This window comes from Thermococcus sp. (assembly GCF_027023865.1).
In the GTDB taxonomy this organism is placed as follows: domain Archaea; phylum Methanobacteriota_B; class Thermococci; order Thermococcales; family Thermococcaceae; genus Thermococcus.
On record NZ_JALVUC010000019.1, the window covers coordinates 332,150 to 349,108 of the forward strand.

General features: G+C 52.0%; 18 protein-coding genes and 2 tRNA genes. 15 read left to right on the forward strand and 5 right to left on the reverse strand.

Translation table 11 applies throughout. The annotated features are described in order from the left end of the window. Window position 1 precedes the first annotated feature (1 nt). The 12 genes from MV421_RS07465 (at window position 2) to MV421_RS07520 (ending at window position 10,144) form a co-directional block, all read left to right on the forward strand. Window positions 2-646, forward strand: coding sequence for an HAD family hydrolase (locus MV421_RS07465; RefSeq protein ID WP_297418292.1), 645 nt, complete (start codon window positions 2-4; stop codon window positions 644-646). Then, the gene (locus MV421_RS07470) at window positions 643-891 is read left to right on the forward strand and encodes a hypothetical protein (RefSeq protein WP_297418335.1); all 249 of its coding nucleotides are present in this window, start codon (window positions 643-645) and stop codon (window positions 889-891) included. The genes MV421_RS07465 and MV421_RS07470 overlap by 4 nt, the downstream gene beginning before the upstream one ends. A gap of 348 nt (window positions 892-1,239) precedes the next feature. After that, complete coding sequence (locus MV421_RS07475; protein WP_297418295.1) at window positions 1,240-2,049, forward strand: DUF4392 domain-containing protein; 810 nt, start codon at window positions 1,240-1,242, stop codon at window positions 2,047-2,049. Between the two features lie 5 nt (window positions 2,050-2,054). Next, window positions 2,055-2,675, forward strand: a complete 621-nt coding sequence (locus MV421_RS07480) for an HD domain-containing protein (RefSeq protein WP_297418298.1) — start codon at window positions 2,055-2,057, stop codon at window positions 2,673-2,675. Between the two features lie 98 nt (window positions 2,676-2,773). Beyond that, window positions 2,774-3,286 (forward strand): KH domain-containing protein, encoded by a 513-nt coding sequence (locus tag MV421_RS07485; protein WP_297418300.1) that lies wholly within the window; start codon window positions 2,774-2,776, stop codon window positions 3,284-3,286. Between the two features lie 31 nt (window positions 3,287-3,317). Then, the gene (gene aspS / locus MV421_RS07490; protein WP_297418303.1) at window positions 3,318-4,634 is read left to right on the forward strand and encodes an aspartate--tRNA(Asn) ligase; all 1,317 of its coding nucleotides are present in this window, start codon (window positions 3,318-3,320) and stop codon (window positions 4,632-4,634) included. A gap of 66 nt (window positions 4,635-4,700) precedes the next feature. Then, window positions 4,701-6,854, forward strand: a complete 2,154-nt coding sequence (locus tag MV421_RS07495) for a hypothetical protein (protein WP_297418306.1) — start codon at window positions 4,701-4,703, stop codon at window positions 6,852-6,854. A 62-nt stretch (window positions 6,855-6,916) separates the two neighbouring features. Next, window positions 6,917-7,273: a peptidyl-tRNA hydrolase Pth2 gene (gene pth2, locus MV421_RS07500; RefSeq protein ID WP_297418309.1), complete on the forward strand. Its 357-nt coding sequence runs from the start codon at window positions 6,917-6,919 to the stop codon at window positions 7,271-7,273. A gap of 3 nt (window positions 7,274-7,276) precedes the next feature. Further along, window positions 7,277-8,527, forward strand: coding sequence for a tRNA pseudouridine(13) synthase TruD (gene truD, locus MV421_RS07505; protein ID WP_297418312.1), 1,251 nt, complete (start codon window positions 7,277-7,279; stop codon window positions 8,525-8,527). A 51-nt stretch (window positions 8,528-8,578) separates the two neighbouring features. Then, window positions 8,579-9,322: a phosphoglycolate phosphatase gene (locus tag MV421_RS07510; RefSeq protein WP_297418315.1), complete on the forward strand. Its 744-nt coding sequence runs from the start codon at window positions 8,579-8,581 to the stop codon at window positions 9,320-9,322. Next, window positions 9,291-9,668, forward strand: a complete 378-nt coding sequence (locus MV421_RS07515) for a GNAT family N-acetyltransferase (RefSeq protein WP_297518097.1) — start codon at window positions 9,291-9,293, stop codon at window positions 9,666-9,668. The genes MV421_RS07510 and MV421_RS07515 overlap by 32 nt, the downstream gene beginning before the upstream one ends. Window positions 9,669-9,691: 23 nt before the next feature. Next, complete coding sequence (locus MV421_RS07520) at window positions 9,692-10,144, forward strand: hypothetical protein (RefSeq protein ID WP_297518101.1); 453 nt, start codon at window positions 9,692-9,694, stop codon at window positions 10,142-10,144. Here the strand turns inward: MV421_RS07520 and MV421_RS07525 are convergent. Beyond that, window positions 10,141-11,295, reverse strand: a complete 1,155-nt coding sequence (locus tag MV421_RS07525) for a M20 family metallopeptidase (protein WP_297418321.1) — start codon at window positions 11,293-11,295, stop codon at window positions 10,141-10,143. The genes MV421_RS07520 and MV421_RS07525 overlap by 4 nt on opposite strands. Before the next feature lie 688 nt (window positions 11,296-11,983). On the opposite strand from MV421_RS07525, the gene MV421_RS07530 reads away from it, so the two are divergent. The 3 genes from MV421_RS07530 to MV421_RS07540 all read left to right on the forward strand — a co-directional run bounded on the left by MV421_RS07530 (window position 11,984) and on the right by MV421_RS07540 (window position 13,794). Further along, window positions 11,984-12,061: transfer RNA gene (locus tag MV421_RS07530), tRNA-Ala, on the forward strand. 10 nt (window positions 12,062-12,071) lie between these two features. Next, window positions 12,072-12,149: transfer RNA gene (locus MV421_RS07535), tRNA-Val, on the forward strand. 649 nt (window positions 12,150-12,798) lie between these two features. Continuing rightward, complete coding sequence (locus tag MV421_RS07540) at window positions 12,799-13,794, forward strand: class I SAM-dependent methyltransferase family protein (protein ID WP_297421680.1); 996 nt, start codon at window positions 12,799-12,801, stop codon at window positions 13,792-13,794. Between the two features lie 69 nt (window positions 13,795-13,863). Here the strand turns inward: MV421_RS07540 and MV421_RS07545 are convergent, their stop codons facing one another. The 4 genes from MV421_RS07545 to minD all read right to left on the reverse strand — a co-directional run bounded on the left by MV421_RS07545 (window position 13,864) and on the right by minD (window position 16,872). After that, window positions 13,864-15,375, reverse strand: a complete 1,512-nt coding sequence (locus MV421_RS07545) for an AMP phosphorylase (protein ID WP_297421682.1) — start codon at window positions 15,373-15,375, stop codon at window positions 13,864-13,866. Between the two features lie 133 nt (window positions 15,376-15,508). After that, on the reverse strand, window positions 15,509-15,751 hold the full coding sequence (locus MV421_RS07550; protein ID WP_297421683.1) for a hypothetical protein: 243 nt from the start codon (window positions 15,749-15,751) through the stop codon (window positions 15,509-15,511). A 93-nt stretch (window positions 15,752-15,844) separates the two neighbouring features. Beyond that, entirely contained in the window at window positions 15,845-16,093 is a 249-nt protein-coding gene (locus MV421_RS07555; RefSeq protein WP_297421700.1) for a hypothetical protein, read from the reverse strand. Continuing rightward, window positions 16,093-16,872: a cell division ATPase MinD gene (gene minD, locus MV421_RS07560; RefSeq protein ID WP_297421685.1), complete on the reverse strand. Its 780-nt coding sequence runs from the start codon at window positions 16,870-16,872 to the stop codon at window positions 16,093-16,095. The genes MV421_RS07555 and minD overlap by 1 nt, the downstream gene beginning before the upstream one ends. Window positions 16,873-16,959: the final 87 nt, after the last annotated feature.

Here is a 16,959-nt window from a genome sequence, read left to right on the forward strand (position 1 = left end):
TATGGAGGCGGTGTTCTTCGACATAGACGGGACCCTGCTAACGGAGATGCCCCTCATAGAGATGTTCCTACCGCAGGTCTACGAGAGGCTCTCGAAGAAGCTTGGGGTGGACAGGGAAAGAGCCAGGGAACGCTTCTTAAATGAGATATTTAACAGGCGGGAAACATACGACTGGCACGACTGGAACTTCTTCTTTAAGCTCTTCGACCTCGATATGGACTATGGGGAACTCATGAAGCGCTATCCTCACAAGCTCCACGTTTACCCGGACACGGTCCCGACCCTCGAGTGGCTTAAGGATGAGGGCTACAGACTCGGTGTCATAACCAGCGGGCCTGAATACCAAAGGCTCAAACTTGAACTGGCAGGCTTAAGTGGCTACTTTAAGGTAGTGGTCACGAGAGAGGATGTTAGGGCCATAAAGCCCGAGCCAGGCGTTTTCCTCTACGCCCTTGAGAGGCTGGGAGTTGATCCTGAAGAGGCCATTATGGTGGGTGATTCCCTCAGCCAGGACGTCTACGGTGCAAAGAACGTTGGGATGGCCACCGCCTGGATAAACAGAGGGAGAGAGCCCGGCTACCACATGGCGGACTATGAAATAAGAACCCTTCACGAGCTTAGAAAAATCCTGGGGGGAAGAGAATGAAAGAAATATTCAACGAGAGTGGGATTTTTGTGGAATACGAGGAGAAAAAGGTTAAGATGGAGAACGGCCACGAGCTGACCCATAGGAGCGAGGAACCGACTGAACTGTGGTGGAAGTTGAAGGAGGCAGTGAAGGGCAGGAAAGTACGAATCGTTGTTTACCTTTTTCTTCCAGAAGGCCTCGCCCTTCAGGGTAGGGATGCAGTAAACCACCCAACTACCCTTAAACCGTCGAAACCCTTTTAAGTTTTTGCAACTTAATAAGGCCTCGGAGAGGCCACTCAAGAACAACCCGATGAGATGAGGGGTTTCACGTTACCACTCTGCTTTAGAGTGGTTTGACGCTGTTAAGCGTCTTCAAAAGACTGCCCGCTGAGGCAGTCTGAAACTAACGAGTGGGCCTTTGGAACGATAACCCCAATCCGCTCTGTGGTAGGGGTAACGGGCCGAAGACCCGGCCTTCGGGCTGAGCTGAAACTGGTGACGGGAGTAGGTGGATGAGTGCCCGTAAACTTCCCCGTCTTTAGCGAGGGGTTAATTTGTCAGAACCCTCGCCATTCACGGCGAGGAGGAGGTCAGGAAGGGGAATGAGCAATGATAGCCCATCTGATAAACACAGACGTCGGGAACCGCGGTGTCCTGGGGGTTTACCTCTACTACCGGAGGAGGAACCCCAATTTTTTACATAATTCTGCAAAAATACTTTTAAATAATTATGAGCACGTTTTAATCGTCACAGGCTTTCCAATACCCCCAACCATGGTTCCGGAGACGGACGGACCACCGGGGGCACTGGCGCTCGCGAAGGCCATCCAGATCCTCGGAGGAAGGGTTGAAGTCCTAACGTACCCCGAGGTGGGAAGGGCCCTGAGACCCTTCAGGGTTGACTTCGTGGAAAACCCCGATGTAAGCAATTACTCCCTTGTTATAGCCATCGAAACACCGGGAAAGGCTGCTGACGGAGGGTATTACTCCATGAGCGGAGCGGAGATAACGCGGGAAACCTTTGACTGGGCGGTTACTGGGGCCAAAGAACTCGGCATCCCTACAATAGGAATCGGTGATGGTGGAAACGAAGTCGGCATGGGAAGGATACGGGACCTAATTGTTAGGCATGTCCCCCATGGGGATATGATAGCGAGCGTCGTTGAGACTGATGAGCTCCTCCTTTCGGCTGTCTCGAACTGGGGCGCCTACGGACTCCTTGCAGAGGTGTCAATCCAACTCGGGAAGAACCTATTGGAGGATTGGGACGAGGAAAAAGCTGTTAGGGCAATGATGGATGCAGGGCTGATAGACGGCGTTTCCAAGGGGCTAACCCCCACTGTGGACGGCATCTCCTTAAGTGTCCACAGGGAAATCGTTGGGCTTTTAAAGTTGCTCGTCGATGAGGTCCTTGGGTGATTCGATTGAAGCTCACTGATTTCATAAGCGATCCGAGGAGTATCAAGCTTATAGGGCGTACGAGGGAGTACGTGAGGCACTTCTTTGAACGTGATGGGACGCACGGTTTCTCCCACGTCGAGCGTGTTTTCAACCTCTGCCTCCACATAGGAAAGGAGGAGGGTGCTGACCTCGAGGTTCTTGCTTTGGCTTCACTCCTCCACGACGTCGCGAGGCCCCTTGAGAGCTCTGGAAAGGTTGAGGACCATGCGGTTGAGGGAGCTAGGATAGCAAGGCACTTCCTGAGGAGCCTTGGCTATCCGGAGGAGAAGGTTGAAGCCGTTGCTCATGCCATCGAGGCCCACCGCTTCTCCCGCGGTCCGGAGCCGGAAACGCTGGAGGCTAAAATCCTGAGCGACGCGGACAAGCTTGATGCAATAGGGGCCATCGGCGTCGCAAGGGTTTTTATGTACTCCGGCGAGCACGGTAGGAGCATTGAGGATTCGCTGAGGCATTTTGAGGAGAAGATACTGAAGCTGAAGGGTTTGATGTACACCAAAACGGCAAGAGGGATTGCCGATGGAAGACATCGCTTCACCGTCGAGTTCATCGAGCGTATAATGCGCGAGATAGAGGGCGAAATCTGAACTTTCCGCCGGTTTTCTCTTATAATAAGATTTTTAAATGCCTCCCGGAATTAAAGGTTAGCCCTTTAAGGTCATTCTTCAATCGAGGAGGTGAGCGGATGAAGGCGCCAATCTGTGAGGTGTGTTTGAAAACCGACGATATTCTATGCCCTGCTGATGAAAAAAAGCTTCAGGAAGGTGTGATTTCAGAGCTTGATGTGAGGGTGGCACGCTTACTCTATAAGCTTCTTGGCGACGTTGATATGGAGTTTAAAAAGGCCGTCGAGGCTGGGGACCTGATAGTTATAATGGTCGGTGAAGGGGACGTTCCCATAACCATAGGAAAGAGTGGAAAGAACATCAAAACCCTAATGAGGGAGCTTGGAAAGCGCATAAGGGTCATCGAGGCAGCTGAGATTAAAGACACCGAAGATCTCAAGAAGCTCGCCACTGACCTGCTCTACCCAGCGGGGGTCTTTGGAGTCAACATCGTCTACAAACCCGGTGGTGGGAACTACTACAAGGTTCTCGTTCTTAACAGGGATAGGAAGAAGCTCCCCGCACGGCCTGACGTACTGGAGGATATAATGTCCCAGATGGCTGGGATAGAGGTGAAGATAAGCTTCATCTGACTTTTCTAATTTAATAAGGGAGGTCGTTGGGATGTACAGGACGCACTACTCAAGCCAGATTACAGAGGAGCTGAACGGTCAGCGCGTTAGGGTGGCCGGATGGGTTTGGGAGGCCAAAGACCTCGGTGGAATCAAGTTCCTCTGGATAAGAGACAGGGAAGGGATAGTCCAGGTCACCGTACCGAAGAAGAAAGTTGACCCTGAGCTGTTCAAGCTCATTCCAAAGCTCAACGCTGAGGACGTCGTCGCAGTAGAGGGCACAGTTAACTTCACACCCAAGGCAAAACTTGGCTTTGAAATCCTTCCCGAGAAGCTCGAAATCCTTAACCGGGCTGAAACGCCCCTCCCGCTCGATCCTACCGGGAAAGTGAAGGCGGAACTCGATACTAGACTGGACAACCGCTTCATGGACCTCAGAAGACCGGAGGTAATGGCGATATTCAAAATACGTTCCAGCGTTTTTAAGGCGGTTAGGGACTTCTTCTATAACGAAGGCTTTATTGAGATACACACGCCGAAGATTATAGCAACGGCAACAGAGGGGGGGACGGAGTTATTCCCGATGAAGTACTTTGAGAGGGACGCTTTTCTGGCCCAAAGTCCTCAGCTCTACAAGCAGATAATGATGGCAAGCGGTCTGGACAGGGTCTACGAGATAGCGCCGATTTTTAGAGCTGAAGAGCACAACACCACAAGGCACCTCAACGAGGCCTGGAGCATCGATGCCGAGATGGCCTTCATCGAGAATGAGGAGGAGGTCATGAACCTCCTTGAGAGGCTGGTTTCTTATGCTATCACCTACGTCCGCGAGCACAACTTTAAGGAACTGGAAATCATCAACTTCGGGCTGGAGGAGCCTAAACTGCCCTTCCCGCGCGTGAGCTACGATAAAGCCCTTGAGATCTTGGCTGACCTTGGCAAGATCATAGAATGGGGCGAGGACATAGACACCGAGGGTGAGAAGCTCCTTGGGAAGTACATGCTCGAAAACGAGAACACCTCCCTCTACTTCCTCTACCAGTACCCGAGCGAGGCCAAGCCGTTCTACATCATGAAGTACGACGATCAGCCCGAGATCTGCCGCGCCTTCGACCTCGAGTACCGCGGTGTAGAGATAACCTCGGGCGGCCAGAGGGAACACCGTCTTGAAGTGCTTGAAGAGCAGATACGGGAGAAGGAACTCAACCCAGCTAACTTCGAATTCTACCTCAGAACCTTCCGCTACGGCATGCCCCCACACGGTGGCTTCGGTCTCGGTGCAGAAAGGCTGATAAAGCAAATGCTCGACCTCAACAACATCCGCGAGGTTATACTCTTCCCAAGGGATAGGAGAAGGCTCACACCATAAGGTCTTTATACTGTCCATCACATTTCCCTTTAGGTAACTTCCCGAACACCACTGGAGGCTGAAGGTATGAAAAAGGCCATTGCTTTAATCCTGCTGGGGATGTTCTTGCTGTCCACCGCTGCCGTTGGCAGGGTAATAGCGGCACAGTCCCCTAGTATTCCCTACGCGGAGATTAACTCCGTTGGACTCGGCCTGGGGGACAAAGTGACCCTTGGTCCATACACGATAACCTTCGTCGACACGAACCCATCTTTCAACAAGGCTGAGATAAGCCTGTTCGATGGAGCGAAGAGCAGTGAGTATATACTCAACGACGGAGAGACCCTCTACTATCCCAACCAAGATAATCCCACCTTAATCTTAACTGTCAACTTGTGGTCCCAGGACAACAAGCCAACCCTTTACCTTAACATCGAATCCCCCCACCAGCTCATAAACGACGTGAATCTTACGGAGGGACAGTACTATTCCCTGCCTTCAATATTTCCAAAGATTAAGATACAGCTCTACAAGTCTACTAACATAGCAGCGGAGTTCAAGGTTTACCTTCCCTACCAGACCAACCCGCTGACCCTTACCATTGACGATGGGAGCGGTCAGGGCATCGGCTACAAGCTCGGAGATGGTTACACCTACAACTACTACATGTACATAAAGGTCAAAGCATCGACCGACAAGAGCGCGGACTTTGAGGTTTATCTGCCCAAGGTCGCGTCCACGAACTTTAAGATAATAAGGAAAAACGGTGGCGGATCCAACCCGCCGCAGTCGGGACAGACCGTCTTAGTTTATACTGGACTTCTCTATGAGGGTGAAAAACTGCCAGTCAAGGTAGGAAACACCACGTACTACGTCAAGCTGGTGTCAGCAATACCAGACGTTGCGAGGGTTGATGTACTTGAGGGGAACCACAACCTTGGAAACCTGCTTCTCACCGTCGGCGATGTGCCCAAGCCGGTCCCCAACACCCCCCTCAAGTTATCAGTCCAGAATGTGGAGCCTAACTATGATAGGGCCACCATACGGGTCTACGCTCCCGAGAACACCACGGTGACTCCCATACTCAGGCCTGCAAACCTCGTCGCCACTATAGATGCCCTCCCGAAGTCGGTAATGCTCGGAGACAACATAGTTGTCATGATAAACGTGAAGAACCTTGGCAGGGGAGACGCCTACGACGTCAACGTAGCAGCCCCGATACCGAACGGGTTTGAACTCGTCAGCATGACCAAGACCTGGAACCTCCAGAACCTCCCGGCCTTTTCGAGCATGCCCGCCCTCATATACGTGCTCAAACCAACAAAGGTTGGGCAGTTTAGCATCGGGCGTGCGGTTGTGACTTTCTACGACGATCAGAGTCTCGAAACTGGAAAGAAGAAGACGATATACTCGGGCGTTCTGAGCGGTATACAGGTCTACGGTCTCCCGGACCTGAGTGCCACAGCTCTCGCGTACAATGGCACCTGGGCCAACTACGTGACCTCAGAGGTCAACAAGACCGTGAAGGTTAAGTTCACATTGAGCGCGGCCAATGGCAACCCCAACTTTGAGTTCATAAAGAACGCCACGCTCTACCTCGACCTTCCAGCGGGCCTCAGCGGCGAGTCTACTGTGAAGGTGGGAACCATAAAGGCCGGGGAGAGCAAATCTATCCAGCTTGACCTGAAGGTAACCAGAGAGGCCCTCTCAAACGTCAGGGCGAGCCTCGTTTACTTCGACCCGCTTGGCGGCAAGCATGTGATGAACCTCGGAAACGTTGTAACCGTCGACAGCGTACCCCCCAGGGTTGTTGTCAAGGCCGTCAAGGTCTGGCCATCGGAGGATGAAATCCCCACCTACCTCAAAGAACTCCTCAGCAACTCAACCAACCCCGAAGGATTCAGCAGAAACGTCCTCGGCGTAATCTCACCTTACGTAACCTTTGATGAGATAACCAAACTCGCCAACCAGAGCATTTCGAAGGACAACTCCACAGAGGACGCAAGGGCACTGTACAAGCTTGCAACGGAATACTACCAGCCGTCCAACGGATGGGAACCCCTTGCAATAATCCTGCTTCTACTGACGATAGTCCTGGCGGGAGTTGCTTACAAGTACTGGAGCGATGCAGAGGCCCTCAGGGAGAAACTTGAACGGAAGAAGCAGCGCAGGCCAGGAGGACTCCCGAAGAAGGAAGGGGAGCCTAAGGAATCTGAAGATGAAGTGGCACAGGATCTCTGAGCTTTTTCCTTTTCTTCCTCTAAGTTTATAAGCTTGCCCTTCCAGAGCCTTAGGGATGGGTCATGTTCAAGTACAAGCAGGTCATAGTCTCGCGGAGGGACTTAAAGCTCAGCAAAGGCAAGTTTGCTGTTCAGGTTGCCCACGGGGCTGTTATGGCGACACTTAAAGCCCAGAAGGAAAAACCGGAGTGGTTCGAGGCATGGTTCCATGAGGGTCAGAAGAAGGTTGTCGTAAAGGCCGAAAACCTCGAGGAGATTTTCAAGCTAAAGGTTGAGGCTGAGAAGCTCAACATTCCAACGGCCCTCATCAGGGACGCCGGCTTAACCGAGATCCCCCCCGGCACGATAACGGTTCTCGCGATTGGGCCGGCTCCGGAGGAGCTGGTAGATAAGGTTACCGGACACTTGAAGCTGGTGTGAGGCATGGACTACCGTGAGTTCTTTTCTCGGTTCCGCTACCTGAGCGAAACCCCAGGGATAGGCGGGAGAATAAAAGTTCAGCCTGAAGATTTTGTGGTTGTGGAAGATCCCCTTCCTTCAATCTTCGAGGGAAGAAAGCACGCGATTTTTCTCCTCAAAAAGCAGAACTGGGATACGATGAGTGTCATAAAGGAGATAGCAAAGCGCGCTGAGATGAGATACAGAGATATCGGCTTCGCGGGGACGAAAGACCGGCATGCCGTGACCTTCCAGTACATAAGCGTGCCTATTAAAACAAAGGAGAGGGTTGAGGGCGTTCAAATACGGGATGTTGAGCTCAGGTTCGTCTCGTATGGGAGGTTCATCAAGCTCGGCCACCTCCTCGGCAACCGCTTCAGGATAATCGTTAGGGACGTTGGTGAGGATGCATTTGAGCGAACCCGGACTATAATAAGGGAGCTCCGCCAGAAGGGTGGCTTTCCAAACTACTTTGGCCACCAGCGCTTTGGAGAAAAGCGCGTTACGAACCACCTCGTTGGAAAGTTACTCCTGTGGGGCGACTTTGAGGGTGCGGCAAGGCTCTTCCTCGGTGCTCATGAAGGTGGACTGGAAGGGGACGAGGCTAGAAGGCACTTCTGGGAGATCGGCGATGTGGACAAAGCTCTGGAGGAGTTTCCAAACTTCCTGAGGTATGAGAGAACCCTACTCCACCGCTACAAGGAAACCGGAAGCTGGAGGAGAGCCTTCCTGTCCCTACCGCTCCCGATAATGCGCATCTTCATCCACGCCTACCAGAGCTACCTCTTCAACCATTACCTCTCGCGGAGAATCGAGGAGGGGTTGTCCCTTAACAGGGCACTAGTTGGTGACATCGTGGTTCAGATGAAGGGGGGCATCCCCTACCGCGACAGAACCTACCGCGTCACTGAGACGAACATCAATTTTGTGAACGGAACGATACAGAAAGGCCAGGCCGTGGTTTCGGGCCCGCTCTTCGGTTTCTCAATGAGAAGGGCAAAAGGGATCCCGGGAAGGCTGGAAGGAGAAATTTTGGAAGAAGAGAACCTGAGCCTTGAAATCTTCAAAAAGCTCCCAAAGCCAATGGCCGAGCCAGGGGGTAGGAGGGAGCTTTTGATAAGACCCCTTGGGCTGACCTACGGCTACGTCCCCGAAATGGGCATGTGCTTCCGCTTCTTCCTTCCTAAGGGGATTTACGCGACAAGTGTTCTGCGTGAGATCATGAAGGACCATTAGTGGGTAGAAAGTCTTATATCCGCTTCTTCCTTCCCGCTTTCGGGTGAGAGAATGATAAAGGCAATATCCCTTGACGTGGACGGAACAATTACCTATAGAGACAGAACGCTCAGTATAGACGCATTAAAGGCCATTAGACTGGCAGAAAAGCTCGGCCTTCCTGTGATGCTCGTCACGGGGAACTCGGTTCCCTTCGCGGAAGCCGCGGCTGTCTTCATCGGCACTAGTGGACCGGTCATAGCGGAGGACGGTGGTGCGCTCTCGCTGAAGGGGGAGGGGACGATGAGGAAGCGCGTTTTTCTGACTGATATGAACGAGGAGTGGATACTCTGGAGCGAGCTCAAGAGGCGCTATCCTGAGGCCGAACTGAGCTACTCGACGATGGAGCGAAAGGCCGGCATAGTAGTGAGGAGAACCGTTCCAGTAGAAGCTGTGAGGGGGATCATAAAGGAGCTTGGACTTAACCTAGTTGCAGTGGATTCCGGCTTTGCAATCCACATAAAGAAGCCATGGATCAACAAGGGAACCGGGATAGAGAAAGCCTGTGAGCTCCTCGGGATAAATCCCAATGAGGTGGCCCACGTCGGTGACGGCGAGAATGACCTCGATGCCTTCCGTGTCGCCGGCTACCGCATTGCAATAGCACAGGCCCCGGAGAGCCTAAAGAAAAAGGCCGACTATGTAACGGAAAAGCCCTACGGGGACGGTGGTGCCGAGGCCGTGATGCACATTCTCAAGAAGTTTGGCTATCTCGGTGGGAAGGATGCTGACGGTCAGGAAGGCAACTCTGGATGATGTTAGGGATATAGTGAGCGTTCACACCGCCGACGAAGACCTCTCCAGCCTTTCCGTTGGGGAGCGCTACCTCCACGGCGGCCCCTGGATGAGCGTTGAGACCTGCTCGGCTCATATAAACGCCCTCCTCATTGAGAAGCAGCTCCCGGTTGTCGCGGAACTCGAGGGCAGAGTAGTAGGGGAGGCGGAGACGTTCTTCTCTACTGAGCCCATAAGTGGGAAAGTGCTGAAGATAGCTCACATCGACGTTATCGAGGTTCACCCGGATTTTAGGAGGGCGGGTATCGGACGGGCACTCGTTGGGTTCATTGAGAACGTCGCAATCGAAAGGGGGTTGAGTTTGTAACCACCCAGCCGGATGAGAGTGCGTTGGGCTTTTACAGAAAGCTGGGTTTTAGGTGGGTTCTCTACGATGGAGTTCTCGTGGAGATTCGAACGGAGGGGTTTGAATCCGTGGAAGTCAAGCCGCTCCCGTTCTTCCCATGGGAAGCCGTCAGATCCCTCGAACTCGTCGCGGGAAGGTTCCAGAGTTCTTATGATATGTGGTTCTCGAGCTTCAGAGATCTTTTTGCCGGCGTTCACGAGCTTAAAGAGGCTGGGAAAGTTGGTGACTCTTACTATGTTTTAAAGTCCCTCCCTGGAAGACCCGGGAAGGCGAGCCTGTTCCTCTGGGGGAGTTTAGAGGCTGTCCCTGCCGCTGTGGCCAGAGCAGGGGATCTTGGATTTGGGAGGGTTCTAACGGTTTTGGAAAGAGAAGTTGTGAAGTATATAGAGGCGGAAGAGAAAGTGGAAGTGCCAATAAAAGGAAAAAGACTCGTCTAGGATCTTGAGAACTCAAATGCCAGTGCAACCTCCATTGCGGTTCCTAGGTGAAGGACGTCCTCATCGATGTCAAAGCGCGGGTGGTGGTGTGGGTAGATTATACCCTTTTCCTCGTTTCTTATCCCTAGTGCGAGGAAGGCCCCTGGAACGCGCTGGAGGTAGTAGGCAAAGTCCTCAGCGCCCATTGACATCGCAACCTTCCCCCACCTCAGACCGTATCTCCTGGCTACTTTCCTCACGAAGTCTGCCATCTCCTTCGAGTTTATCGTCGGGGGGACGAGGTTGTTGATGTCAAACTCCGCCCGGGCGCCGTGGGTTTTGGCGATGCCTCCGATTACCTCTGCCGTTCTCCTCTTTATCATCTCTCCAATCTCCGGCTGGTAGTAGCGGAAGGTCCCCTTCAGGGTTACCTCTTCTGGGATGACGTTGAAGGCCGTGCCCCCGTTTATGGCCGTAACGCTCACAACGCCTGTCTCTATCGGGTTCACGTTCCTACTCACTATCGTCTGAAGGGCCAATACTATCTCGGAGGCTATTGGTATCGGATCTATTGCCTCGTGGGGAAAAGCACCGTGTCCGCCTTTTCCTATTATCCTCGCCCCAAAGAACCCTGCCCCAGCTAAAAACGGACCGTCCCTAATACCTATGACTCCGCTTGGAAGGTCCATCCAGACGTGGAAGCCGAAGATGGCGTTGACACCCTCTAGGGCACCTCCTTCGATCATTCTCACCGCTCCATTGCCGCCTTCTTCAGCCGGCTGAAAGATAAGGCGCACCCTCCCATTAAGCTCCTCTCTATGCTCTGCTATTATCTTTGCCGCTCCCAATAGCATGGCCGTATGGGCGTCGTGACCGCAGGCGTGCATCTTTCCGGGGATTCTAGACTTATATGAAACATCGGTTTCCTCCTGAATCGGCAGGGCATCCATGTCAGCGCGGAGTGCTATTGTTTTATTCCCTTCCCCTATATCCGCTATTATCCCGGTTCCAACGCGTTTAATTGAATATCCCCACTTGCGCAGGTGCTCCTCGGCTATTTTGGAGGTCCTTTCCTCCTCGTACTTGAGCTCGGGATGCATGTGGAAGTCCCTGCGCCAGGCTATAATCTCCTTCTCAATCCCTTTGGCTTCAGAAAGGGGATCTAAGCTCATTGATGTCACCCTTTAATGTTTGTTATGGTGAATATTTTAATGAACTTAAGAGTCTTTGGATTCCGGCATCATCTTCATGGCCAACTACTTTAACAAGAAGCCTCTTATCCTTCCCAGACTTCATCTTGGGGGCATTTTACAGTATTATCCGGGATGGGTTGTAGATAGCTCTTGCCTTTTGGATCTTCCCGGTGAGCGACCCAATAATAGCTAATGTTTCCTCCATCTCCTGGAGCGTCTCTTTAGAACCGTCATTCACCAACTTATCCTCTCTGAGGAGGTTAAGGATCTTAACCTAAGGACTCCGTTTAGAGTCCTTGGAATTTAAGGCGCTTATCAGAATAGAAGCGTCCAACACAACCTTTATTTTAGTAGATATTCAAATCATTCCGAGCTTTTTAAGTTTCCGCTCAATCCCCCGAACTTTTTAGGTTCCATGCGAGCGGTTTCTATCATCTCTGTAGTGCGGCTTTGATAGGTTTTTACCCCCCATAATGACCGCCCAGGCCTTATCATTGCTCACATCCTTTGATATATCAACCGTCTGACCTCCTCCCCGCCCTAAAGGGCGAGGCTTTTCAGAAGAAAAAGTAACTCCGTGAATATCCTACTGTCGGCATTCAAATGAACGCCTAACCGCAAAATTTATAAACCCACCCTGATAGGTGATTACGGCGTCAGCGGGAGTGGGCCGGTAGCTCAGCCTGGTATGAGCGCCGCCTTGGCAAGGCGGAGGCCCCGGGTTCAAATCCCGGCCGGTCCACCATCCCGGGGATGGGCCCGTGGTCTAGACTGGTTATGACGTCACCCTGACACGGTGAAGGTCCGGGGTTCGAATCCCCGCGGGCCCACCATAAGAAACTTTTGCCAAGCAAAAGTTTCATCAAAGTTCGTAGCTCCTTCTTGAAGTGCATTTATGAAGGGTTTTTCTACTTGAACTCAATCATTTTGGACGAGAACTCTCTTAAAGCCGCATTTTAAGGGATTTATGTTAAGCCCACCATTTCATTCGTTGTTCTCGTCGAAGATGGAGGTTCTTGAGAGAAGAAAACCAAACTTTCCCAAATGAATAACTTGGAGAGCTACAAACTTTTGGTGAAACTTTTGGAGAAGGCTTGCTCGTGAAGTTTGATCAAGGTTCGCATGTCTCTTCTAAGAAGTTTTCAGTTTTAAGAGGGTTTTATCTTTCTTGATGACTTGTAATGTTTCGCTACAAGAATAATGCCGGGGGTGTCACTGAAGGGGAACTCTCGTTAAAACGCAAACTAACAAATGGAATTCAAAATTCGCTCCAGCGTTTTCAGTGAGATTTCCAAACTGAAGATTTAAGACGAACCGCGAGCTTTGATAAAACTTCGTGAGAGCAAAGTTTCTCGCCGCCTTCACTCATTAAGCTTCCGTAATGGCTGGGAATTTGGTACCCCCTAGATTTTTTCAAGGTCATTTAAATGAACACTTGCCCAGGGGGCAACTCTTTTTAATCCCCCCTCCCATCCCTCATCGATGCTCGCCGTAAAAGTCCCCAAAGAAGAGGCTGAAATGATCAGAAGGAAGCTCCTCGAACTCGGAGTCCTAGCTAAGGGATACTACATAAAACGAGAGGAGGATTCCGTCCTTTTCCCTGTTACCGAGCCTGTCGATGGATTTGAGATCGTTGAAGAAGAGTTCAAGAGAATTGAGAGGAGACCCAACAGCTACCGTGATATCGTTGAAGTCCCGAAAGAGTTTAAGCCGCTCCTGCCGAGTTCCTTTGACATCATCGGCGACATCGCGATAGTCGAGCTGCCCGAAGAGCTGATGCCGTACGGAGGGGCCATCGGCGAGGCGATCCTAAAAGTCCACCGCCATATAAAGGCCGTCTTTGCCAAGGGGGGCAAGGTTTCAGGGCAATACCGCGTTAGAGAGCTTATCCCTCTGGCCGGTGAAAAGAGAACGGAAACTCTCCACCGCGAGAACGGGATAAGACTGAAACTCGACGTCGCGAGGGTTTACTACACCCCGCGGCTCGCCACGGAGAGGATGAGGGTTTTTGAGAAGACGCGGCCTGGTGAGGTCATCCTCGACATGTTTGCCGGTGCCGGTCCATACTCAATACTCCTCGCAAGGAAGGCAAAGCTTGTCTTCGCCGTTGATTTAAACCCCTGGGCGATTCGTTATCTTGAGGAGAACATATGCCTCAACAAAGCCAGCAACGTCATCCCGATCCTCGGCGATGTGAGAAAGATTGCCGGCCGGATCAGGGTCGACCGTGCCATAATGAATCTCCCCAAGTTCGCCGACCGCTTTTTAAAGAAGGCAATGCTGAGCGTTAAACACGGCGGGATAATCCACTATTACGGCTTTGGCCCCGAGGGGGGCCTCTACTCCGAGCACGAAGTGAAGATAAAAGCTATTGCCCGAGAGCTGGGTCTTGCGGTGGAGTTTTTAGACAGAAGAAAGGTCCGCCCTTACGCACCGAGGCAGTTCAACGTCGCGATAGACTTCAGGGTTTTAGGATGAGTTGAGTTACAAGAAAGGATAAGAAGGCTGGAGAGACAAAGTACAGCGAATGGGTATTAAAGGAACCCTTTAGATGTTTCCTATCCTCTGGAGAACCATTCCCTCTATTCTTATCGGCTCGGTCCTCCTTGCGAAGACTATGGCTTGGTCGAGCCTCGCCTCGTTCTCGGCGTGGATTGTGAAGAGCGGGTCACCTTCTTTGACTTTCTCACCGACCTTGACGTAGAGTTCCAGTCCTGCCCCCTTGTCTTCAGGTGCTCCAGCGGATCTGGCTATTGCAGTTATCGCTCTGTTGTCTATCGCGGTAACGTAACCGCTGGCCTGGGCGATGAATGTGTAGGTCTTGTCGCCCACTGCTATGTCCTCGGGTTTTATGCCTGGGTCGCCACCCTGCTCCTCTATGATCTCCTTCATCTTCTCCCAGGCCTTTCCACTCTCCAGGATTTCCTTCGCCATCTTCTTACCTGCCCCTTCCTGTGCAATACCACCCATCTCCAAGAGAACGCCGGCGAGACCGGTTGCCTTCTCTATGAGGCTTCCGGGGCCGGTTCCCGTCATGAGGGCTGAGAGTGCCTCCCTAGCCTCGAGGGCTGGACCAACGGTGTGGCCTATCGGCTGGCCGCCGTAAGTTATCGCAACCTCAACATACTGCCCAAGTCTCTTCCCAAGCTCTATGAAGTCCCTTGCCAGGGTTCTGGCCTGGTCAACGGTCTCAACTTTAACCCCTTTTCCTGTGGGGATGTCTATAAGGACGTACTGGCTGCCCATTGCGTACTTCTTCGACATTATGCTCGCGAGCATGAGGCCGGTTGGGTCAACACTGAGGGCGCGCTCGGCCTTAATTGTAATGTCATCTGCCGGGGCGAGGTTCAAAGCGCCACCCCAGACGAGGCATGCGCCGACCTTCTCAACTACCCTCTTGATTTCGTCGAGGGAGAAGCTTACATCCGCGAAGACCTCAACTACATCGGCAGTACCCGCGGCGCTGGTTATAGCCCTAGAGCTAGTCTTTGGTATGGTGAGACCGGCCGCTGCAACTATGGGTACGACAAGGATGTTGGTCTTGTTCCCTGGAACACCTCCGATGCTGTGGACATCCATTATCGGCTTCCTGTCGATGTCAAGCATGTCGCCGGTCTCAGCCATGGCTATCGTCAAAGCGGCTATTTCGTCCATGTCTAGGCCGTTTATCTCAAGGGAGGTGACGAACGAGCTTATCTCTATGTCGCGGAGCTTCCTGTCAACGATGTCCCTGATTATGGCTTCTATCTCCACCTTCCGGAGCTTCTCACCATTCATCTTCTTCTTTATGTAGCGGACGCTCTCAGGGGTTCCAGTGGGGAACACCGAAACAACTTCACCCTCAGAGAAGTTGTGGAGCTGGAGTATGTCCCTGCCTATTCCAATGGTGCCACCTTCAACGAGGTTGCTTATGATAACACTCCCATAAACCGTTTTCTTTCCCGCCTCTATTCTAACAAGGTCATCAGGGTGTAACTTCACTGCCTTGGCTTCTTTTTCATTTATGAACACGGAATACCTGCCGCTGTACATGTCCATTATCTTGACCTTGGCCTTCATTCGTATCCCTCCGGTGCTCTTGTGTAGTTTGTATTATAGATTGGAGGGATACTTAAACTTTTTCAACCTATAGTTTTGAAAAAGACGGTTTCAAAAAAAGAACTGTTAATGGGGCGCTGTTAATGGTTATCCACTAATTCCCAATCGGGGCGAAGGCGCCCTCAACTGGTTTCCAATTGAAACCCCCTGTACGAAGAAGGACCTTTGCCACACTCCCTGCGACTTCTTTTATCGCTGGAGGAAGAAGCACATCCCCCATTGTATAGTACCTGATGACTTCCTCGAGGGGCGCGCTGAAGAGCCTTCCATTAAAGACGTAGATGGTGTTCTCGGAGATCTCGACTATCCTGTTTGAATAGCCGAGCCGGAGCACCATCGCGCCCACCCCCTTAGGGGTATGAAAAACGGATTTTTAAGAGTTACTAGCCCGGAGGATTCAGTAACAAAAGGAGTGAAAGGGGGACACACTTCAGAGGTTCTTGACTTCCTCGTCTATGGACTCCTCAAGGGTCTTTTCCCACTCCTCAACGTCGAAGTCAACAAGCTCGCTCTCGAGATCCTCCTTAAGGGTACCGACACGCCTCTTGAGGGCACTCTTGGTTTCCTCGTCGTAGACGACGTAGTACGGGTTGTTCTTCGCGGATATGTAGAGCATCAGGAGAACTATGACGAGGATGAGGAGGATGATGATAACCCCGTACAGGATGACGTCTGTCATCACTTCTTCCCCCCAAAGAGAGCTTTGAAGACCCTTTTGATCGGGCTTTCCGGCTCGGGAGCCTGCCACTTGATGCCAGCAAGCTTTGCTGCGAGCTGTTTTATGGCTATAGCTGCTGGACTAGTGGGGTTCTTAATGACGAGGGGCACACCGTATGCCGAAGCGCGTTTGACCTCCGGATCCTCCGGAATCATGGACAGAACTGGAACCTCGAGGATGGCCTCGATCTCCTCCTGTGTGAGTTCCGTCTTCTCGTTGGTAACCCTGTTGAGGACGGCACCGAGCGGGAGCGTTCCGAGCTTCTCTGCTATGAGCTTGGTCTTGAGGGAATCAGTGATGGCCGATATCTCCGGGTTGGTGACGATGATAAGCTCTTTACCGATGAGAAGCGCCGTAACCGAGGTAAGTTCAAGTCCTGCAGGAGCGTCGATGAGGATGAAGTCAGCCATCTGGCTTATCTCCCTCATAAGCTCCCTGAGCCTCTCAGGTTTTCCCTTCTTTATCTTCTCCAAGCTGAGCCCTCCCGGGATTACCTTGACCCCAGCTGGGCCCTCATATATGGCGTCCTTGAGGTCTGCTTCCCTGGCCAGCACATCGTGCAGGGTTATTGGAATATCCTCCATGCCGAGAACGAGGCTCAGGTTGGCCATCGTTATATCGGCATCCAAGAGGAGGACTTCCTTTTTAAACTGAGCCAGGGCAACACCGAGATTTGCAACCGTCGTTGTTTTACCAGTTCCACCCTTTCCCGATGCAAAAACAATCGAACGGCCCTCCAAAGCTAACACCTCCGGAATGAACAGTACGCCCTCAATTTAACATCCAAGATTTGTCCTTTGCAGTCAATAGCTATGGGTATAATGCTT